The following is a 17,526-nucleotide window of genomic DNA, read 5'->3' as shown; positions in this document are numbered from 1 at the left end:
CGAGCCACTCGGCGTCGCGCCGGTCGTTCTTGCGCCCGCGGTCGGCGGCCGGCCGGTGCATCTTGGAGACGGCGCCTACGGCGCAGTCGACGCCGAGCGCCCTCAGGGCGCGGCAGAGGTGGAAGCCGGTCGGGCCGCTCTCGTACACCGCCTTGGGCGACTCGAACCCCAGTGCCCACTCGGCGACCGACGCGGGGTCGTATCCGAACCTTGCGCGGGACACCTCGCCGGTCATGGGGTCGAAGGCGCATGCGGAGATGCTCCTCGCGTGGACGTCGAGACCGATGGCTGTGACATAATTGGACATGGCGGGCCCCTCTCCGTCGCATGTGGCGCGCGGCCACGGTTGGCGCTACGACCATTGTCGCCCGACCCACGATAGAGCTGCAAGGGGAGGGGCTCCCAATGTTCAACTCATATCGTCTCAAGCGCCCGACTCCGCAAGCGCTTGACGATAGTAAACGCTTTCGGGAATTAAAGCAGCATTAGGGTTGGCTCGGACGACCTTAAGATGGCGTAAAGATGCAGGTAGAAAGCCCCATTGAATTCTCAGTGTGTCTATACTCGACCACGTGGGCACCAAACGGCGCCGTCGCCGCAAGTGCACGCATACTTCACGATCTAGAAAGGCCACACCATGCCGCGTGACGCATCAGACACCCGCGCCAATCCAGACCTTCTTCTCAAGGCAATCGAACAAGACGGATCGCCCGACGAGATTCGAAATGGCCGGGGGCATCTCAAAATCTTCTTCGGCTATGCCGCGGGCGTGGGCAAAACCTACGCGATGCTGCAAGCTGCCCACGCCGCCAAGCGACGCGGCGTCGACGTCGTCGCCGGGTACATCGAACCGCATGAGCGCCCGGCGACCGCCCGTCTTGCAAGAGGAATCGAATGCCTGCCACACGAACTCGTCGAACACAATGGCATCACGCTTTCCGAATTCGACCTCGATGCGGCCATCATGCGCGCCCCCCAGCTCATCCTCGTCGATGAGCTAGCCCATACAAACGCGCCCGGGAACCGTCATGAAAAACGCTATCAGGATGTAGAAGAGCTCCTGCGTGCAGGCATAGATGTCTACACGACGGTGAACGTCCAACATATCGAGAGCTTGAACGACATAGTCGCGTCCATCACCGGAATCGTCGTGAGCGAGCGAATCCCTGACCGCATCTTCGACGACGCCGACCAGGTCGAACTCGTCGATATCGAACCTGAAGACTTGCTCGAGCGCCTTCGAGCCGGACTCGTCTACCATCCCGACCAGGCAGATCGTGCACAACAGTATTTTTTCACCATTGAAAACCTCACCGCGCTTCGCGAGATCGCGCTGCGCCGTTGCGCCGACCGCACCAGCCGCCTCACGGACGCCGCGCGCGTGTTGGGAAACCGTGATTATTACACCAGCGAGCGCATCTTGGTCTGCATCTCTCCAGCTCCGACCAATCCCCGCATCGTCCGTGCCGCGGCGCGCATGGCCAAGGCGTTTCGCAGCGAGTTGGTGGCGCTATTCGTGGAGAGCCCACGCACCCAGGCGATGGACGAGGGCGAGCGCGCCAAGCTTTCTGCCAACATCGCGCTTGCCGAGCAGCTCGGGGCCCACATGGAGACGGTCTACGGCGACGATGTCGCCTTCCAGATCGCCGAGTTCGCCCGCCTCTCCGGCATCTCCAAGATCGTCATGGGGCGCACGGGGGAGCACAGCGGCGTCCGTCAGGTCCTCTTTGGTCGCAAATCGCTCGTCGAGCAACTCATAGCATTTGCTCCAAACCTCGACATCTACATCATCCCGGACCAAGAAACACCGCCCTCCCGGCCGATGGAGCGCAAGCATCAGACCGCGCTGCAACCGCCCAGCGGCCGCGATGTCCTTCGAACGCTAGGCCTCTCCCTTGTTGCCACGGCGATTGGAGTCTCCTTCCGCCACCTGGGATTCGCCGACTCCAGCATCATCTCTCTTTATATCCTCACTGCGCTGCTCACCGCCGTCACCACAACCGGACGCTTATGCACAATCATGTCCAGCGTCCTTTCCGTCGTTCTCTACAACTTCTGCTTCGTTACGCCCCTGTTCTCACTCAACAGCTACGATCGAAGCTACCTTGTCACGTTCGCCATCATGTTCGCAACCGCCATGGTTGCCGGCGAGCTCACGGCACGTATCACCAATAGCGCCCGGACCTCTGCTGAAAACGCGTTCAGGACACGAGTGCTCCTCGAAACAAACCAGCTCCTGCAGCAGGCCCATGGCGCAGAAGCACGCGCCCGTGTAGCCATGAACCAGCTCGTCAAACTATTAAAGCTCGATGTGGTCTTCTACACCGCCGATCGCAGCCTTCTCGGGAAAGCCATCTACGAGCCCGCGGGCTCCGAGGACCACTCCGCATCGCTGCTCACTGACTACGAACGGGCTGTCGCAACGTGGACGTACGCCAATAACAAGCACGCAGGGGCGAGCACGCGCACCCTACCCGAAGCTTCTTGTCTTTACCTTGCGGTACGCACCGGTGACGAAGTGTTCGGAGTCATGGGCATCGCCCTGAACGGGCGAGAGCTGGAAGACTTTGAGCATTCAATTGTTTTATCCATCGTCGGCGAATGCGCTTTGGCGCTCGAGAGCGACAAGGCAGCAAAGGAACGTGAAGAGGCCGCCGTCCTAGCCAGAAACGAGCAGCTGCGCGCCAACCTCCTTCGCTCCATAGGCCATGACCTGAGAACGCCCCTCACGGCGATCTCCGGATCCGCGGCGGTTCTTCGGGAAGGCGACGAGAAGCTCACCCCCGAACAGCGACGAAACCTCGCCGACGCCATCTACGACGACTCCCTTTGGCTGATCGATACCGTTGAAAACTTGCTCGCCATCACCCGGGTCGAGGACGGCAGTATACACCTCAACCTCACAACCGAACTCATCGACGAGGTTATCGCGGGAGCCCTCAGCCATGTCGCACGCGCATCGCGCGGCCACACCATCACCGTTAAGCGCAACGATGATGATATCCTGCTGGTGCGCATCGACGTCCACCTCATCATGCAGGTGCTCACAAATCTCATTATGAATGCCTTCAAGTACACACCCGAGAACTCGACTATCACCATCGGCGCTCATCGCGAGGGCAAGTTCATCGTGGTAGAAGTTGCCGACAACGGCCCAGGCGTAGCAGACTGCGATAAACCCCACGTCTTCGACCAATTCTTCATCTCAAGTAAAGCCCAACCCGTGGATTCGCACCGCAGCTTCGGCCTCGGCCTATCGCTGTGCCGCTCTATTGTAGAGGCACACGGCGGTATCATCGAGGTACGCGACAACCATCCCCGTGGAGCCGTCTTCTGCTTCACCCTGCCCGCCGAGGAGATAGAAATCCATGAATGACGCCGTAAAGCCACGCATTCTACTGGTTGAAGATGACCCCGCTGTTCAAAACCTCGTATCAACCGCCCTTGTCCTGCATGGATACAGCGTTGAAAAGGCCTGCAACGGCCAGGCAGCCATCATGGAAGCGGCATCGCATGGCCCCGACCTCATTATGCTCGACCTGGGCCTACCAGACATCGACGGAGTCGAAGTCATCACCAAGATTCGAAGCTGGTCCGCGGTGCCCATAACCGTCATCTCGGCTCGCACCGAAGACTCCGACAAAATCACAGCACTCGACGCGGGCGCCGACGATTACCTTACCAAGCCCTTTTCAGTAGAAGAACTGCTAGCGCGTGTACGCGCCAGCCTAAGGCGCTCCTCTATGGCGGCGAGCGAGCCAGCCGAAACGAGCACCTTCGATAACGGGCCTCTACACATCGACTACGCCGCGGGATACGCGACAATCGAAGGACACGAGCTCTCGCTCACTCCAACCGAATACAAGTTGCTCGTTCTCCTAGCGAAAAACGTCGACAAGGTGCTCACCCACACCTATATTACTCGCGAGATTTGGGGCACGAGCTGGGATAGCGATATCGCGAGCCTGCGTGTTTTCATGCGAACCTTGCGCAAGAAGATCGAGGCGGACCCGTCGCACCCCACCATGATCCAGACGCATGTGGGCGTGGGCTACCGCATGCAGCGCCTCTGACGACAACGGAACCCTAAGCAAGAAGACGGGCCCAACACGGACCCGTCTTCTCAAGCAGATTCATCATTTGGCTTAGAGCTGGCGAATGGGCGCGCCCTCGGTCTCGCGATGACCCATGCGCTCGCGCTCGGCCGTGTCACTGGGGGCTGGGCCCTGGTCCACCGCCTTTCCCATGTGGGTCGCGTATTCGATGCGCTCGTCCGTAGGCGACGTCGCCGCGGTCCACGTGCGCATGACGCGCGGCACCGCGAAGAGCGCCGCGATCACCAGAAGGACAACGACCGCCAACATAATCAAGATCTCATACCCGGGCATGATGGCTCCTTTCCGCCGCGTTCTGACGCCGAAATAACGGTGCTATCTACGTACTACCCACCGCGGGGCGCGCAAACCGCATCTCTCGGCAAGCGTGGTGAAAATGATGGGAACGCATCTCGCTCTTACAGGGCGGGCCGGCCTACCGAACGCCCCACTTCTTAAGAAAGGCGCCATAGCCGGGAGCCTCGCGTAAAAACGCATAATCCTCGTCAGCCTGTACACCGGCCAGCATCACCGCGCCCATTTGGGAGGTCAGCTGCGCCAGATCGTTAAAGTCGCTATAACGGTACAGGGGACTCTTGAGAACGCCGGTGTCGCCCCCATGCAGGGACGCCATCATCTGCTCGAGCAAATCAAGCGTCTCGTCCGCATCCTGTCTTGCCACCGCAACGGTCAAGCTGGGCGCAAGCCTCATCCACCCGGGCTGGTCGAGCGCCTCGAACGTCGCTTGCGCGCGGAGGGCGCACGCGCACGCATCGTCCACTCGGCCCGCGCGCAAGGCAATCTCGATAATGCTGTTGATGGCGCCCATGAGATCGGCAGAAATCCTGATAAGGCGCGCCTCCCACCGACGCGCTGCCTCCTCATCGCGACCCTGGCGCATTAGGAGAATCGCCTGGCGCTCTTCCCTGTCGATCTGCGGCTGATGAATTGTGTCAAGCAGGTGCTGCGCGTCCTCGTAGCGCCCATCTTGCATGGCGCGCGCGATCAGCATGCCGCACACTTGCTCGCGAGCTTCGGGCAGAGCGCTTTGGCTCAGCCGCTCGCAGGCTTTGTCTAGCGCAGAACGATACCGATCGGGGTCCTCAACCTGAAAAAGCGTGAGCGCGCCGTCAAGGTATTGCGTAAGCACAATAGCGAGCTCATCGCTGGCCGGATATAGGCGCAGCTGTTCCTGCGCGTAGGCAAAGCCCTCCACGTAACCCTCCTCGCGCACCAGGCGATCAACCTCGCGCTGAATGGCAAGGTTTGTCTCCTCGTCCAAATCAGCCTCAAAGGAAAGCAACGTGTTTGCATCCGTCTGCAACAGCCGGGCAAGCGGCGGAATGATCGTGATATCCGGGTAGCTCGCACCGCGCTCCCACTTGTTGACCGCCGGCGCGGAAACCCCCAGACTCTGAGCTACCTGCTCTTGCGTCAGGCCTAGCTCACGACGTCGTTCGCGAATGATGTTGGCTATAGGCATTGCGTCCGTCCCTTCAGCATATGATGGTTACCTCGCAGCTGCTCACCGTCTATTTCAGCAGCTTGCAGGGTCGAACGCAATTGAGGTGTCATCATGTTTGGAGCGCAAAACCTAACCGCCGGTTAATGAGGCGGCGCATGGCAACGGCCGCGCACGGGCACAAAGCCCGCACACGGCCGTCAAAAGCGATCGCGCGCCTTTTAGAGCGCTCGGTCCCATCCGCACTCCAGTTGCACTCCGGCTGCCGGCTTACTCGCTGCGCAGGGCTTCAACGGGATCGCGGCGGGCGGCGGAGCGGCTGGGGATGAGGCCCGCCACAACGGTAAGGACAACGCTGATGAGGATGAGCCCCAGCGCCGATGAGACGGGCAGCTGCATGACGTTTTCAACCTGGTGCTCGGCCAGCGCCCACGCGTTGACCGGGAAGGACGCCAGCACCACCACGGCGATCGCCAGCACGCCGGCGATTAAGCCCTCGATAAAGGTCTCCGCGTTGAACACGTTGGCGATGTTGCGCTTGGACGCACCCATGGCGCGCAGGATGCCGATCTCCTTTTTGCGCTCCAGCACGCTGATGTAGGTGATGATGCCGATCATGATCGAGCTCACCACCAGCGAGATGCTAACGAACGCGATGAGCACCAGCGAGATCATGTTCACGATGTCCGTCACGCTGCCCATGATCACGCCCATGTAGTCGGTGTAGACAATCGCCTTGTCTTCCTCCCCCGCCGCGCGGACGTCCTGGTTGTAGCCATCGATGGCGGAGAGCACCGCCTCTTTCGCCTCGAAATCCACCGGATAGATGCTCACAGACTGCGGGTTGGCCTGGTCCGCATAGCCAAGCGTTGCCAGGTTGTTGTCGTAGGTCAGCTTGCCGGCGTTGGCGTAGCTAGTCATAAGAGACGTCAAGTCCTCGGCATCCATGTTCAAGTGGATCGCGTTGGCGAACGCCGAGGCATCAACGTTGAATGCTCCCGCCATATTGGCAGCCAAGCGCTGCGACAGCTGGGTGCCCATGTTGGAGGCCATCTGCGCCATAGCGCCGGTTAGACCCGCCTGCAGCTGGGATGAGACGGCATTTGAGATCTCACTGGACACCTGCCCCAGCATCTTCTCAAAGGCGCCCTGCATGTAGGGAGCAAGCTGGTTCTCGATGTAGTCGCGCGCAATCTTATCCAAGCGGTCCGCTACGGGCTGACCCGCCACCTGGACAATCTGGTCCAAGAGCACCTTGCCGCCATCGGCTTCGGTGCTGCTTGCATATGCCGCGAATTGGACAAGGAGCCTTGCCGCAAAATCATCTGCAGACGGATCGAGCCCCTCACCGTGGGCGGGCAGCCAGCGCGTGACAAAGCCCTGCACAAACTGGTTGGCAAGCGTTGCGGTCTGCTCCATCTGGTCGCGGTCGAGCACGGGGTCCTCGGCCAGATCACCCAGAATGCCGGAGATATCCGGCGCCGGCGCGCCCACGACGATACCCTCGATATCAAGAGAGCCCGCGATGCCAGATAGGTCTATGTCGACGTTGCCCATATCGATGCCGGAAAAATCGAAACCGGAAAGGTCAAGGCCCGCACCCAGCTTGGACGCATCGACGGAAAACGCCGCGCGCAACCCGGACTCGTCCACGCTAAACAGGCTTGAAAGGTCCACGCCGCCCTTAACCTCCTCTTGCAGGGTCGCGAACGACTTGCCGGTGAACACGTCCACGTCCGGATTGCCGAGCTGCTGCTGGACGATCTGCGAGTTCGCCGCGCGCGCCATGAGCTCCTCGGTGAGGCCGTGCGTGTAGGCGATACCCTGCGAGAGCGCGGCGGATTTTGCCGTGGGGCTGGGCTGCACCACGCCCACGATCTTGAGGTCCAGACCGCCTGCGACCTGCTGCGTCATGAACGCCTCATCATCTGACATGTCGGTCCAGCCGCCGGTCTCCTCATTCTTGCGATAGAAGTCGCTTGCGGCCAGCACCTTGAAGCTTGTACCCAGCGCGTCCTCATAGGTGAGGTCCACATCCACCTTGGGCACGTCCACCTCCCCCGCGCCGCTCATAGTGCTATCGACCATGCGGTCCAGCTCGGCGGGATCGAGCACGCCGATGCTGTACAGGGTGAAGTCCGAGACCTTACCGCTGCTGGAGAGCACCAGCACGCACTCGTCCGCCGCCTTTGCCCACCTGCCGGCGACCACGTCGTATTGCTCATCCAAAAGATCGGGGTTATCGATCATCTCGTTGAAGGAAGTGGCGCCCGTCATCATGGTGCCCGCCATCGCCGCGGAACTCGCCCCGCCCGTCATGGCAGTGGACATAGCGTTGGGCGAAAGCCGCGCGGGGCCGTTGGAGACGTCCGCCCGGTACACCAGCGGTGTGATGCCGTAGTCGTACTGAATCGCGGAAACCTCGCCGTCCAGCTCATCGGCATCCTGATCCAGAAAGGCCTTAAAGCTCGCCATGTCATTCGACTTAACACTGGCGAACATATCGGAAAGCATGGTGAATACCGGAATAGAGCCGCTCTTGTCCACTCCGGCGTCCCCTGCGGACGATGAGCCGTCGGGGTCCGCGTCATCGCCTGATCCGCCCTGGTCCGCGGCATCGCCCGAACCCGCGTCTCCCGTCAGCATGCTGGAGAGGTCGTAGCTCTGCCGCGCTATGGTCAGCGGATAGCTCGACAGCGTGTCCTGCTCGACCTTGGCGATATAGCCGTTCACGCCATTGGAAAGCGCCAGGATAGCCGCGATTCCGATGATGCCGATCGATCCGGCGAAAGCCGTCATGATGGTGCGGCCCTTTTTGGTCATAAGGTTGTTGAACGAGAGCGACAGCGCCGTGAGCAGGCTCATGGACGAGCGGCGTTTGGGACCCTTCTCGGCAGGCTCGTCCAAAGAAGCCCGATACGCCGCGGCGGCACGCTCGTCCGCGCTCACCGGATTGGTATCGTCCACCACGCGACCGTCTTGAATGCGGACGATGCGCGTAGCGTAGTCCTCGGCCAGTTGCGGATTATGCGTGACCATGATGACCAGGCGCTCGCGTGCGACCTCAGCGAGCAGGTCCATCACCTGGATGCCCGTCTCCGTGTCGAGCGCGCCGGTGGGCTCGTCCGCCAGGACGATCTCTGGATCGTTCACCAGGGCGCGAGCAATGGCCACGCGCTGCATCTGGCCGCCGGAGAGCTGCGAGGGCTTCTTGTTCACATGGGCGCCAAGTCCCACGCGCTCAAGCGCGGCACGGGCGCGCCGGGTTCGCTCCGCGCGGTCCACGCCCGCCAACGTGAGGGCGAGCTCGACGTTGGCCAGAATGGTCTGGTGAGGGATGAGGTTATAGCTTTGGAAGATGAAGCCCACGCGGTGATTGCGGTAGGTATCCCACTCAGCGTCTCCATAATCGCTGGTAGAGACACCGTTTACTACGATATCGCCCGAATCCGCGTGGTCGAACCCGCCCAGGATGTTGAGAAACGTGGTCTTGCCGGAGCCAGACGGACCCAGCACGGCCACAAACTCGTTCTCGCGAAACGTCACGGACACGCCGTCCAGCGCGCGCTGAACCAAGTCGCCCGTTGTGTACGTTTTAGTGATGTCGCGAATCTCGATCATGTATGTTCCCGTCCGTATGTTCCCGCCCGAAAAGAAACGCCGATGTGATGGCGACGCCACACATCGGCAATACCATTAGGTACCATTACCATTTTTCCTGATACCCATATTAACCATGGCGAGAAGCTCAATTCTCAAGCAAGTGGCGCTTGGGCGGTCTTTGCATGAGACCGACATCATTTTGCGCGCCCCTCTTGCGCCGGACCCGTTCTCAAGCCGGGTGCAAAGCAATCGACCGCCGCGCGCGGAGAGCGCACGGCGCGGCGGGCGGGAGCAGCCAGAGAGGACGGAGGCCAAATGGAGCGTCAGCGTGGAGAGGACGGCGTGTCAAAAAGCGGCTTAGTGCGGAGGTTTGGTCAAATAGTGCGTTAGTGCGGATTGAAGGCGGTTTGACGGACCTCCCTTATGCATCGAGCAGCATCGTCCGGTCCTTCTAGCTCGGGCGATGCGGACGCCCTATTCATAAGGTACCCTTACCATCTCTCGCCCGGACCGCACTAACGCATTATTTGACGCGATTTGAACCGCACTAAGCGACTATTTGTCCCAACCTCCGCACTAAGCGATTATTTGGCACACCCCTATTTCCGCACCAACTCGCTTTTTGGTCCGGCACCCATCCTGGGCTCAGGCAGCCTTCCGCGCGAAGGCATCGATAGGCAATGCAACCTCAGCGATGCCGCCACAGCGACGCTATCACAGTCGGCAGGCTACTCCCCCAGCTGCTCGCTGGCTTCGAGCCACGCCATCTCCAACTCGTCCAGCTCATCCTTCGCTGACGCAATCGACTCCTGCTGGGCGGTCAGGGCCGCGAAGTCCGTGGGATCGATATCGAACATGCCCGCCTCGAGCTCCTCGATACGCGCACGGCGCGTATCCATCTTGCGCTCGAGCGATGCGACCTCCTTCTTCAGGCGCTGGCGCTCAGCATTCGACATGCCTGCGGCAGCACTTGACTGCGCCTTTTTGGACGAGGGCGAAGTAGCCGGCGACGCACCGCCAGAAGAAGACCCCGCCGCGCGCCTGGCGCTTGCCGCAGCATCGAGCTCGTCGGCCGCCTTGAGATACTGGTCAACGCCGCCGGGCATATGGCGAAGGCGGCCGTCGATCAAGGCGAATTGCGAATCCGTCACGCGCTCCATCAAGAAGCGGTCGTGCGTCACCAAGATCAGCGTGCCGGGCCAGCCGTCGAGCAGGTCCTCCACGATGGCGAGCATATCGGTATCCAGGTCGTTGCCGGGCTCGTCCAAAATCAGCACGTTGGGCTCTTCCAAAATGGTGAGCAACAGCGACAAGCGGCGCTTCTGGCCGCCGGAGAGGTCGCAGATGCGGCTCCACTGCTGCTTGGTGGTGAAGCCCAGGCGCTCCAGCAGCTTCTCGGGACTGGTTTCCTTGCCATCAACCACGTAGACGCGCTTGTAGCGAGAGAGAACCTCGCGAATGGTATCCGTCTCGTACGGGTCGAGCTCATGCAGTTGCTGGGAGAGCACGCCAAACTTGACCGTCTGGCCAATCTTGACGCGGCCGGTTCGCGGACGGATCTTGCCCTGGATAACGTCGAGCAGCGTGGTCTTTCCCGCGCCGTTGGCACCAAGCAGGCCGTAGCGGTCGCCCGCGCCGATAAGCCAGGTGACGTCCTCCAGCACGGGGGCGGCGGGATCGCCGGCGGAGCTATCGGTATACCCAGCGGTCACGTCGAGGACGTCGATCACCTGCTTGCCCAGGCGGCTTACAGCCAGACGTTTGAGCTCCAGCTCGTTTCGCACGGGGGGAACGTCGGCGATGAGCTCTCGGGCGGCGTCGACACGGAACTTGGGCTTGGTGCTGCGGGCCTGGGCGCCGCGTGAAAGCCATGCCAGCTCCTTGCGCGCCATGTTGCGGCGGCGCTCTTCTGCCACCTGCGCCATGCGGTCGCGCTCCACGCGCTGCAGGATATATGCGGAGTAACCGCCCTCAAAGGGGTCGACCTTGCCGTCATGGACCTCCCACATAGAAGTGCAGACCTCGTCCAAAAACCAACGGTCATGGGTGACCACCAGCAAGGCGCCCGCCCCCGCATGCCAGCGCTGCTTCAAGTGCTCGGCGAGCCAGTTGATGGTGCGCATATCAAGGTGGTTGGTAGGCTCGTCCAACATAAGCACGTCATAGGTGCCAATAAGCAAGCGAGCCAGGTCGACGCGGCGGCGCTGGCCACCGGAGAGCTCGCCCACCTTGCCCTCCCAGGGAACGTCGGCGATAAGGCCGTCCAAAATCTGGCGGATGCGAGGCGACGCCGCCCATTCGTACTCGGGCATATCGCCCACCACCGCATGGTGCACGGTGTCGTCAGAATCCAGCGAATCGCGCTGGCCGAGCAGGCCAACGTGGACGTCGCGACGGTGCGTCACACGGCCCTCATCGGGTTCGAGCGTTCCGGCGAGAACGGAAAGCAGCGTGGACTTGCCGTCGCCGTTGGTGCCCACGATGCCGATGCGGTCGCCCTCGTCCACGCCCAGCGTGACGCTACCCAAGATAAGCTTGGTGGGAAACTCCAAATGAACCGAGTCGCACCCCAGCAAAATCGCCATGTCTACCACCTTCCAAGCGCGCGGACGCAGACGGGCGGCGCGCACGATCATTTCCAACCTTTTATCCTAGCAGGTACGCAGGGCTGTTGGCGACGGCGCGAAAGATCCGTGCCGAATCGAGACATAGCGATGCGGCGACCCGGAGCCTAAGGCCGAGCCGCCGCAAAGGGAAGGTCCGCATCGCGCAGCCATGGCGTGGCGCGACGGGTGTGCACGCCCCGGACTAGAAGGGCGCGCGTATGTAATGCAAGCGAAAGGACAAGGACCGGCGGCTAGGAGAACATGCCGGTGAGGTAATCGTTCAAGCGCTTGTCCTGGGGGCGCTGGAAGATCTGGTCGGTCTCGCCATACTCCACCATATCGCCCATGTAAAAGAAGGCGGTTCGGTTAGACACGCGCGACGCCTGCTCCATGTTATGGGTGACGATGATGATGGCGCGCTCCTCGGCCAAAGAGTTCATAAGGTCCTCGATGGCGAGCGTCGAGATGGGGTCGAGCGCGGAGCAGGGCTCGTCGAACAGGATGACATCCGGCTTGAGGGCGAGGGTGCGGGCGATGCAGAGACGCTGCTGCTGACCGCCGGACAGCGCGAAGGCGCTCTTATCGAGCTTGTCCTTCACCTCGTCCCACAACGCGGCGCCGCGCAAGCTCTCCTCAACCAGCTGGTCGAGCTCGGCCTTGTTGGTAAGACCGTGGCGCTTGGGCGCGAAGACGATGTTCTCGTAAATGGATTTACGGAACGGGTTGGGCTGCTGGAACACCATGCCGATGGAGCGACGGAGCTCGTAGAGGTTCTCCTTGGGCGTATTGATGTTGTGGTCGCGGTAGATGATCTCGCCCTCGACGCGGCATCCGCGGATCTCGCGGTTCATAAGGTTGAGGCTGCGCAGGAAGGTCGACTTGCCGCAACCGGACGGGCCGATGAGAGCGGTGATCTCGCCCTTGTGGAAATCGAGCGTGGTGCCGTGCAGCGCATGATGGTCGCCGTAGTAGACGTTGACGTCACGCGCGGCGAGGACAACCTCGCTGGAAGTGGCGCGGCCGCGGCGGCGGCGACCGCCCGCTTCGCTGGTGGCGACGCTATCGAGGAACTGGTCGGTCTCGTTTGTCATTCTGCGGTCATCCTCCTTGCAAGGGCCTTGCCCACGATGCGGGCGAGAATGTTGAACAGCAAGACGCAGATCATCAGCAGCGCAGCGGTACCCCAGACAATCTCCTGGGCCTGCGGGCTGCCCTCGCCGTAGATCTTATAGATGTGCACGGCAAGCGACTCGCCGGGACGGAACACGTTCCATGCGCAGGTGGGGCTGGAGAAATTAAGGGTCGTGAAGTTGAGGCGCACGGGGCTGGACATACCGGAGGTGAACAGCAGCGCGGCGGCCTCACCGAAAACGCGGCCAGCGGAGAGCACCACGCCGGTGACGATGGCGGGCATAGCGGCCGGGATCAGCACGTGGATAGTGGCCTCCCAGCGAGTGAGGCCCATGGCCAGGCACGCATCGCGCTGCGACTGGGGAACATCCTCCAGAGCCTGCTGGATCACGCGCACCAGGATGGGGATGTTGAACATGGTAAGGGCCACGGCGCCGGAGATAATGGAATACTTCCACCCCAAATTAACCGAAAACACCAGGAAGCCGAACATGCCCACGACGATGGAGGGAAGGCTGGAGAGGGTCTCGATCGCCGTGGAGGCGATGGTGGTGACGGGACCGTCCGGCGCGTACTCGACCAAAAACACCGCACCGCCCAAGCTGATGGGCACCGAGATGATCAGGGTGAGGAACAGCATGTAGAACGAGTCGAACAGCTGATAGGCGACGCCGCCCTCGGTACCGTTGGAACGTGCGGCCTCGGTAAGGAAGCCGGGCTTGAACAGCATGCCTATACCCTGGAACAAGATGTAGGCGATCATTGACACGACGAGCAGCATGACCAGGGCGACGATGGCGGTGAGCACGCCCGTTGCAAGCTTGTCCTGCATGCCGGCGCGCTTGATGTGGGCGTCCTGCGCGGATTCCGCAGACGCGACGGGAGCCGCTTGGGTATTAGGCACGTTCGGTCGCCCCCTTCTTACCAATGAGATGGATGATGAGGATGAAGATGAGCGACATGCCCATCAGCATCAGGGCCAGCGACCACAGCACATCGTTTTGGACTGAGCCGTCGGCGTAGACGGCCATGCTGGTGGTCAGCGTGGTGGTGATGGTAGACGCGGCATCGAGCAGGCCGTTCGGCATGGTCTCGATACCGCCGATAACCATGCGCACGGCCAGGGTCTCGCCAAAGGCGCGGGTCATGCCCAGGATGACGGCGGTCATGAGCGAGGGCAACGCGCTTCGAAGGACCACGTGCCAGATGGTCTGCCAGCGGGTATAGCCCAGTGCAAGCGATCCTTGGCGATAACTGTCGGGCACAGCACGCAGGGCATCGATCGCAAGCGTGGTGATGGTGGGCAGAATCATGATCGCCAGCACCAGGGAGCCCGGCAGGATGCCCAGGCCCGTGGGAACGTTGAAGATCGCCTTCATGGCACCGACGATGACATGGAAGCCAATAAGGCCGAAGACAACCGACGGGATACCGACCAGCAGCTCGATCAGGGGTTGGAACACCTTCTGGCCAAACTTGGGCTGAATCTCGACCGCGAAGATGGCCGACCCAATGGCGACGGGCAGGGCGATGGCGGTGGAGAGCACCATGACCGAGAACGACGTCACGATCAGGGGAAGGGCACCGGTGAAGGGCATACCGTTCTCCTGCGCGTTATGCAGGTCCCACGTGGTACCGGTAAAGAACTCGACAACGTTGACGCCGTCTTTGAAAAAGGCCGACAGACCCTTTTGAGCAACCATGAAAATCAGCGCACACACAACGAGTGTCACGAGCGCGACGCACGCACCCGTGACACCCAGGCCCACTTTTTCCAGGTTGCGCTTTGGCATTTGACGTGCCATCACGCATCCTTCCTCTTCTAACGGGCTTCTATTACTTGGTGGAAACCTTGCCGGAAGCGTCCTTGGTGACCTTCATCTCGGAGACGGGGATGAAGCCCTGCTCCTCGACCAGGGAGCCCTGGACCTCGTCGGAAAGCATGTACTCCAGGAAAGCGGTGGTAGCCTCATCGGCGTCCTTGGCGCAGTACATGTGCTCGGTAGCCCAGATGACAAAGGAGTTGTCGTAGACGTTCTCGCTCTTGGGCTCCACGCCGCCAACCTTGATGGCGTTGAACTTGGAGTCATCGAAGTGGGAGAAGTCAAGGTAAGAAATCGCGTTGTCGGTAGCGGCGATCTGGGTCTGGACGTCGCCGGACTTGTCGAGCTCGGCGTCGCCTTTGAAGGTGTTCTCCTCGTCGCCAAAGACAGCGGACTCAAAGGTGGCGCGGGTACCGGAGCCGGCCTTACGGTTGAGGACGACGATCTGAGCGTCGTCGCCGCCAACTTCGGACCAGTTGGTGATAGTGCCGGAGAAGATACCCTTGAGCTGCTCGAGGGTAAGGTCGTCGACGGTGACGTTCTTGGAGACCACAGGGCCCATGCCCACGACGGCGACCTCATGGTCGACGAGCTTCTCGGCGTCGGCGGCCTCGAGCTTCTCCTCGGCGAAGACGTCGGAGTTACCGATGGTGACGGTGCCGGCGGCAACGGCGGTCAGGCCGGTACCGGAACCGTTGCCGGAACCGGAAACGGAAACGTCGGGGTTCTCGTCCATGAACTTCTCAGCGGCAGCCTCGACGAGCGCCTGGAACGAGGATGCTCCGTCGTAGGTCACCTCACCGGTAAGGGTGGAAGCGGCGGTGTCCTCAGCGGAACCAGCGGCGGGAGTAGAGGAGTTGCCGCAACCGGCAAGACCGAGACCGGCGAAAGCGGCGACGCCACCGGCGAGACCGAGGAACTGACGACGAGAGCAGTTATATGCGAACATGGTTCTCCTTCCGAGAATGAACGGCGCCGAGGATGGGGCGCGCGGTGCGGTGCGGTGCGACCCCATGCCGCCCGTCCGCTCTTCGATTAAGTAAGATATCGTTCGTTCACGGAAGAAATGAGCGCGTTTGCAGGTCATTACTTGCTTTTGACCAAGCATTACCCTGTTCAAACCATCGATTTACAGCCAGCTTACAAAAGAGGGGCGCCGATAACGCCGACGCCCCTACCGCGCTCTTCCCCGCGCGCAGCGGGCATAGCGCAATCATAAGTTGACCATATATTAGTTTATGGACGAGCGCTCCTTGGCACTCCCCCGCACCGGTCCAAGCGACCAACCCGCCCAGGCAAACACCCGACTAGTAATCAAGCTCCATAAGCTGCAGGATGGCCATGATATACATCTTGAGGGCCTCGCGCAGCAGGCTCTCCTTGGCGGCCTCGTTGGGACCGTGCATGGTACCCGCCCAATCGGGCAAGACCAGCTGGTTGTCCTCCGGACCAAAGGAGACGGCGCTCTTGAAGTTGCGCGCATAGGTGCCGCCGCCTATGGCAAACGGCTTGGCGTTGCGGCCCGTGACGCCGTTGTAGATGTCGATCAGGGTCTGCACCTGAGGCGAGGACGCGTCGACGGAGAAGGGCGGCTTGGCGCGAGAAGTCTCGACCGCGCCGCCGTAGCGCAGGGCGAGCTCGCGGCAACGCCGAGCCAGCTCGTCCGCATCGATGCTGTCCGGGAACCTCACATCGATAGTCTGCTCGATGCGGCCGTCGTCCAAAACACGCACGGTGCCCGCGCTGCAGGTCAAGGGACCAAAGGCAGGGCTCTGCGTAGCGATGCCAAGACCCGTGCCCGCCGCGTCGAGATGTATCTGAGCGAGAAGGTCGAGCGCGGACGCGGCGGCGTCGCCGAGAACGCCGGACTCGCGCAGGTAGCCGACGATGAGGGCGATCGCGTTGACGGTACCCTCAGGCAAGGACGCATGGCCTCCGATGCCGTGCGCCACGATACGGCTGACGCCGGGCTCGACCGAGACGACCTGCAAACGGTCGGCGTTGGCGGCGGGAGCAGGCAGATTCGCCGCGTCGATAGCGAGCTCGATAACGGACTCGCCGGGAATAGCGTTGGTCGCCTCGGCGCCGCTCCAAGAGCGGATAAGACCGCCGGAGACGGGCGCGGTGGTAAAGGTAGCGCCGAAACAGCCCTTCTCGGCATTGCAGACGGGGAACTCGGCGTCCGGCGTGAAGAGGAACAGCGGGTGGTCATGGTGCTCCAGGTAATGGTGCACGTCGGTCATGCCCACTTCCTCGTCGCAACCAAGCAGCGCGCGGAAGGTGTAACGGGGTTTGATGTTCTCGCGCAGCAAGAAAGCTCCGGCATAGAGTGAGAGTACCGCGGGACCCTTATCGTCGATAACGCCGCGGCCCAGCAGCCAGCCCTCGCGACGCTCCATCTTGAACGGATCGGTCGCCCAACCGGGGCCGGCAGGGACCACGTCCACATGGGCGATGGTGGCGATCTGCTGCTCGCTCTCACCCGGCACATCGGCAAAGCCAACGTAGCCCTCGTCCTCGCCAACCGTATAGCCCAAGCGCTCAGCGATGGAAAGCGCGCAGTCGAGCGCGCCGCGGACATGCTCGCCAAACGGCGCGCCAGCCGTAGCCGCCGAGGAATCGGCAATGGAAGGATGGCTCACCAAGTTGGAGATATCGGCGACAACGTCCTCCCAGACCTCGTCCACATATGCCTCGATACGCCCCATAAGCTCTGTATCCATAGAGGTTGATCCTCACAATCAAACTGGTTTCAGTACATGCTGCCCACTATCTTACCCGTACCAAGCTGCGCAGCCGGCCGCGCA

General features: G+C 61.6%; 11 protein-coding genes and 1 pseudogene. 2 read left to right on the top strand and 10 right to left on the bottom strand.

Annotated elements, in window-relative coordinates:
• Positions 1 to 307: pseudogene (locus HMPREF9452_RS12015) on the bottom strand (IS110 family transposase); the annotation flags it as partial.
• 330 nt (positions 308 to 637) lie between these two features.
• Here HMPREF9452_RS12015 and HMPREF9452_RS08270 point away from each other — a divergent pair.
• Positions 638 to 3,376 (top strand): sensor histidine kinase, encoded by a 2,739-nt coding sequence (locus HMPREF9452_RS08270; RefSeq protein WP_009141688.1) that lies wholly within the window; start codon positions 638 to 640, stop codon positions 3,374 to 3,376.
• Complete coding sequence (locus HMPREF9452_RS08265; RefSeq protein ID WP_009141687.1) at positions 3,369 to 4,073, top strand: response regulator transcription factor; 705 nt, start codon at positions 3,369 to 3,371, stop codon at positions 4,071 to 4,073. The genes HMPREF9452_RS08270 and HMPREF9452_RS08265 overlap by 8 nt, the downstream gene beginning before the upstream one ends.
• A 72-nt stretch (positions 4,074 to 4,145) precedes the next feature.
• Here HMPREF9452_RS08265 and HMPREF9452_RS08260 read toward each other — a convergent pair whose 3' ends face one another.
• The 9 genes from HMPREF9452_RS08260 to HMPREF9452_RS08220 form a co-directional block, all read right to left on the bottom strand.
• The gene (locus tag HMPREF9452_RS08260) at positions 4,146 to 4,388 is read right to left on the bottom strand and encodes a hypothetical protein (RefSeq protein WP_009141686.1); all 243 of its coding nucleotides are present in this window, start codon (positions 4,386 to 4,388) and stop codon (positions 4,146 to 4,148) included.
• A gap of 142 nt (positions 4,389 to 4,530) precedes the next feature.
• Positions 4,531 to 5,577, bottom strand: coding sequence for a helix-turn-helix domain-containing protein (locus tag HMPREF9452_RS08255; protein ID WP_009141685.1), 1,047 nt, complete (start codon positions 5,575 to 5,577; stop codon positions 4,531 to 4,533).
• Between the two features lie 249 nt (positions 5,578 to 5,826).
• Positions 5,827 to 9,177 (bottom strand): ABC transporter ATP-binding protein/permease, encoded by a 3,351-nt coding sequence (locus tag HMPREF9452_RS08250; RefSeq protein WP_009141684.1) that lies wholly within the window; start codon positions 9,175 to 9,177, stop codon positions 5,827 to 5,829.
• A gap of 710 nt (positions 9,178 to 9,887) precedes the next feature.
• Entirely contained in the window at positions 9,888 to 11,744 is a 1,857-nt protein-coding gene (locus HMPREF9452_RS08245) for an ABC-F family ATP-binding cassette domain-containing protein (RefSeq protein WP_040362812.1), read from the bottom strand.
• A gap of 272 nt (positions 11,745 to 12,016) precedes the next feature.
• A complete protein-coding gene (gene pstB, locus HMPREF9452_RS08240; protein WP_009141682.1) occupies positions 12,017 to 12,856 on the bottom strand; it encodes a phosphate ABC transporter ATP-binding protein PstB in 840 nt (279 codons plus the stop codon).
• Positions 12,853 to 13,800, bottom strand: a complete 948-nt coding sequence (gene pstA, locus HMPREF9452_RS08235) for a phosphate ABC transporter permease PstA (RefSeq protein WP_009141681.1) — start codon at positions 13,798 to 13,800, stop codon at positions 12,853 to 12,855. The genes pstB and pstA overlap by 4 nt, the downstream gene beginning before the upstream one ends.
• A complete protein-coding gene (gene pstC / locus HMPREF9452_RS08230; protein ID WP_009141680.1) occupies positions 13,793 to 14,701 on the bottom strand; it encodes a phosphate ABC transporter permease subunit PstC in 909 nt (302 codons plus the stop codon). The genes pstA and pstC overlap by 8 nt, the downstream gene beginning before the upstream one ends.
• 31 nt (positions 14,702 to 14,732) lie before the next feature.
• Positions 14,733 to 15,668, bottom strand: coding sequence for a phosphate ABC transporter substrate-binding protein (locus HMPREF9452_RS08225; RefSeq protein WP_009141679.1), 936 nt, complete (start codon positions 15,666 to 15,668; stop codon positions 14,733 to 14,735).
• 358 nt (positions 15,669 to 16,026) lie between these two features.
• Positions 16,027 to 17,442, bottom strand: coding sequence for a Sapep family Mn(2+)-dependent dipeptidase (locus HMPREF9452_RS08220; RefSeq protein ID WP_009141678.1), 1,416 nt, complete (start codon positions 17,440 to 17,442; stop codon positions 16,027 to 16,029).
• Positions 17,443 to 17,526: the final 84 nt, after the last annotated feature.

This window comes from Collinsella tanakaei YIT 12063 (assembly GCF_000225705.1).
GTDB classification, from domain to species: Bacteria; Actinomycetota; Coriobacteriia; order Coriobacteriales; family Coriobacteriaceae; genus Collinsella; species Collinsella tanakaei.
This window is presented reverse-complemented; position numbering and strand designations above follow the sequence as displayed.

Bases quoted from the DNA above. Each gene is read 5' to 3' on its own strand.
- HMPREF9452_RS08270 (WP_009141688.1), top strand. From the start codon at position 638: ATGCCGCGTGACGCATCAGACACCCGCGCCAATCCAGACCTTCTTCTC.
- HMPREF9452_RS08265 (WP_009141687.1), top strand. From the start codon at position 3,369: ATGAATGACGCCGTAAAGCCACGCATTCTACTGGTTGAAGATGACCCC.
- HMPREF9452_RS08260 (WP_009141686.1), bottom strand. From the start codon at position 4,388: ATGCCCGGGTATGAGATCTTGATTATGTTGGCGGTCGTTGTCCTTCTG.
- HMPREF9452_RS08255 (WP_009141685.1), bottom strand. From the start codon at position 5,577: ATGCCTATAGCCAACATCATTCGCGAACGACGTCGTGAGCTAGGCCTG.
- HMPREF9452_RS08250 (WP_009141684.1), bottom strand. From the start codon at position 9,177: ATGATCGAGATTCGCGACATCACTAAAACGTACACAACGGGCGACTTG.
- HMPREF9452_RS08245 (WP_040362812.1), bottom strand. From the start codon at position 11,744: ATGGCGATTTTGCTGGGGTGCGACTCGGTTCATTTGGAGTTTCCCACC.
- pstB (WP_009141682.1), bottom strand. From the start codon at position 12,856: ATGACAAACGAGACCGACCAGTTCCTCGATAGCGTCGCCACCAGCGAA.
- pstC (WP_009141680.1), bottom strand. From the start codon at position 14,701: ATGGCACGTCAAATGCCAAAGCGCAACCTGGAAAAAGTGGGCCTGGGT.
- HMPREF9452_RS08225 (WP_009141679.1), bottom strand. From the start codon at position 15,668: ATGTTCGCATATAACTGCTCTCGTCGTCAGTTCCTCGGTCTCGCCGGT.
- HMPREF9452_RS08220 (WP_009141678.1), bottom strand. From the start codon at position 17,442: ATGGATACAGAGCTTATGGGGCGTATCGAGGCATATGTGGACGAGGTC.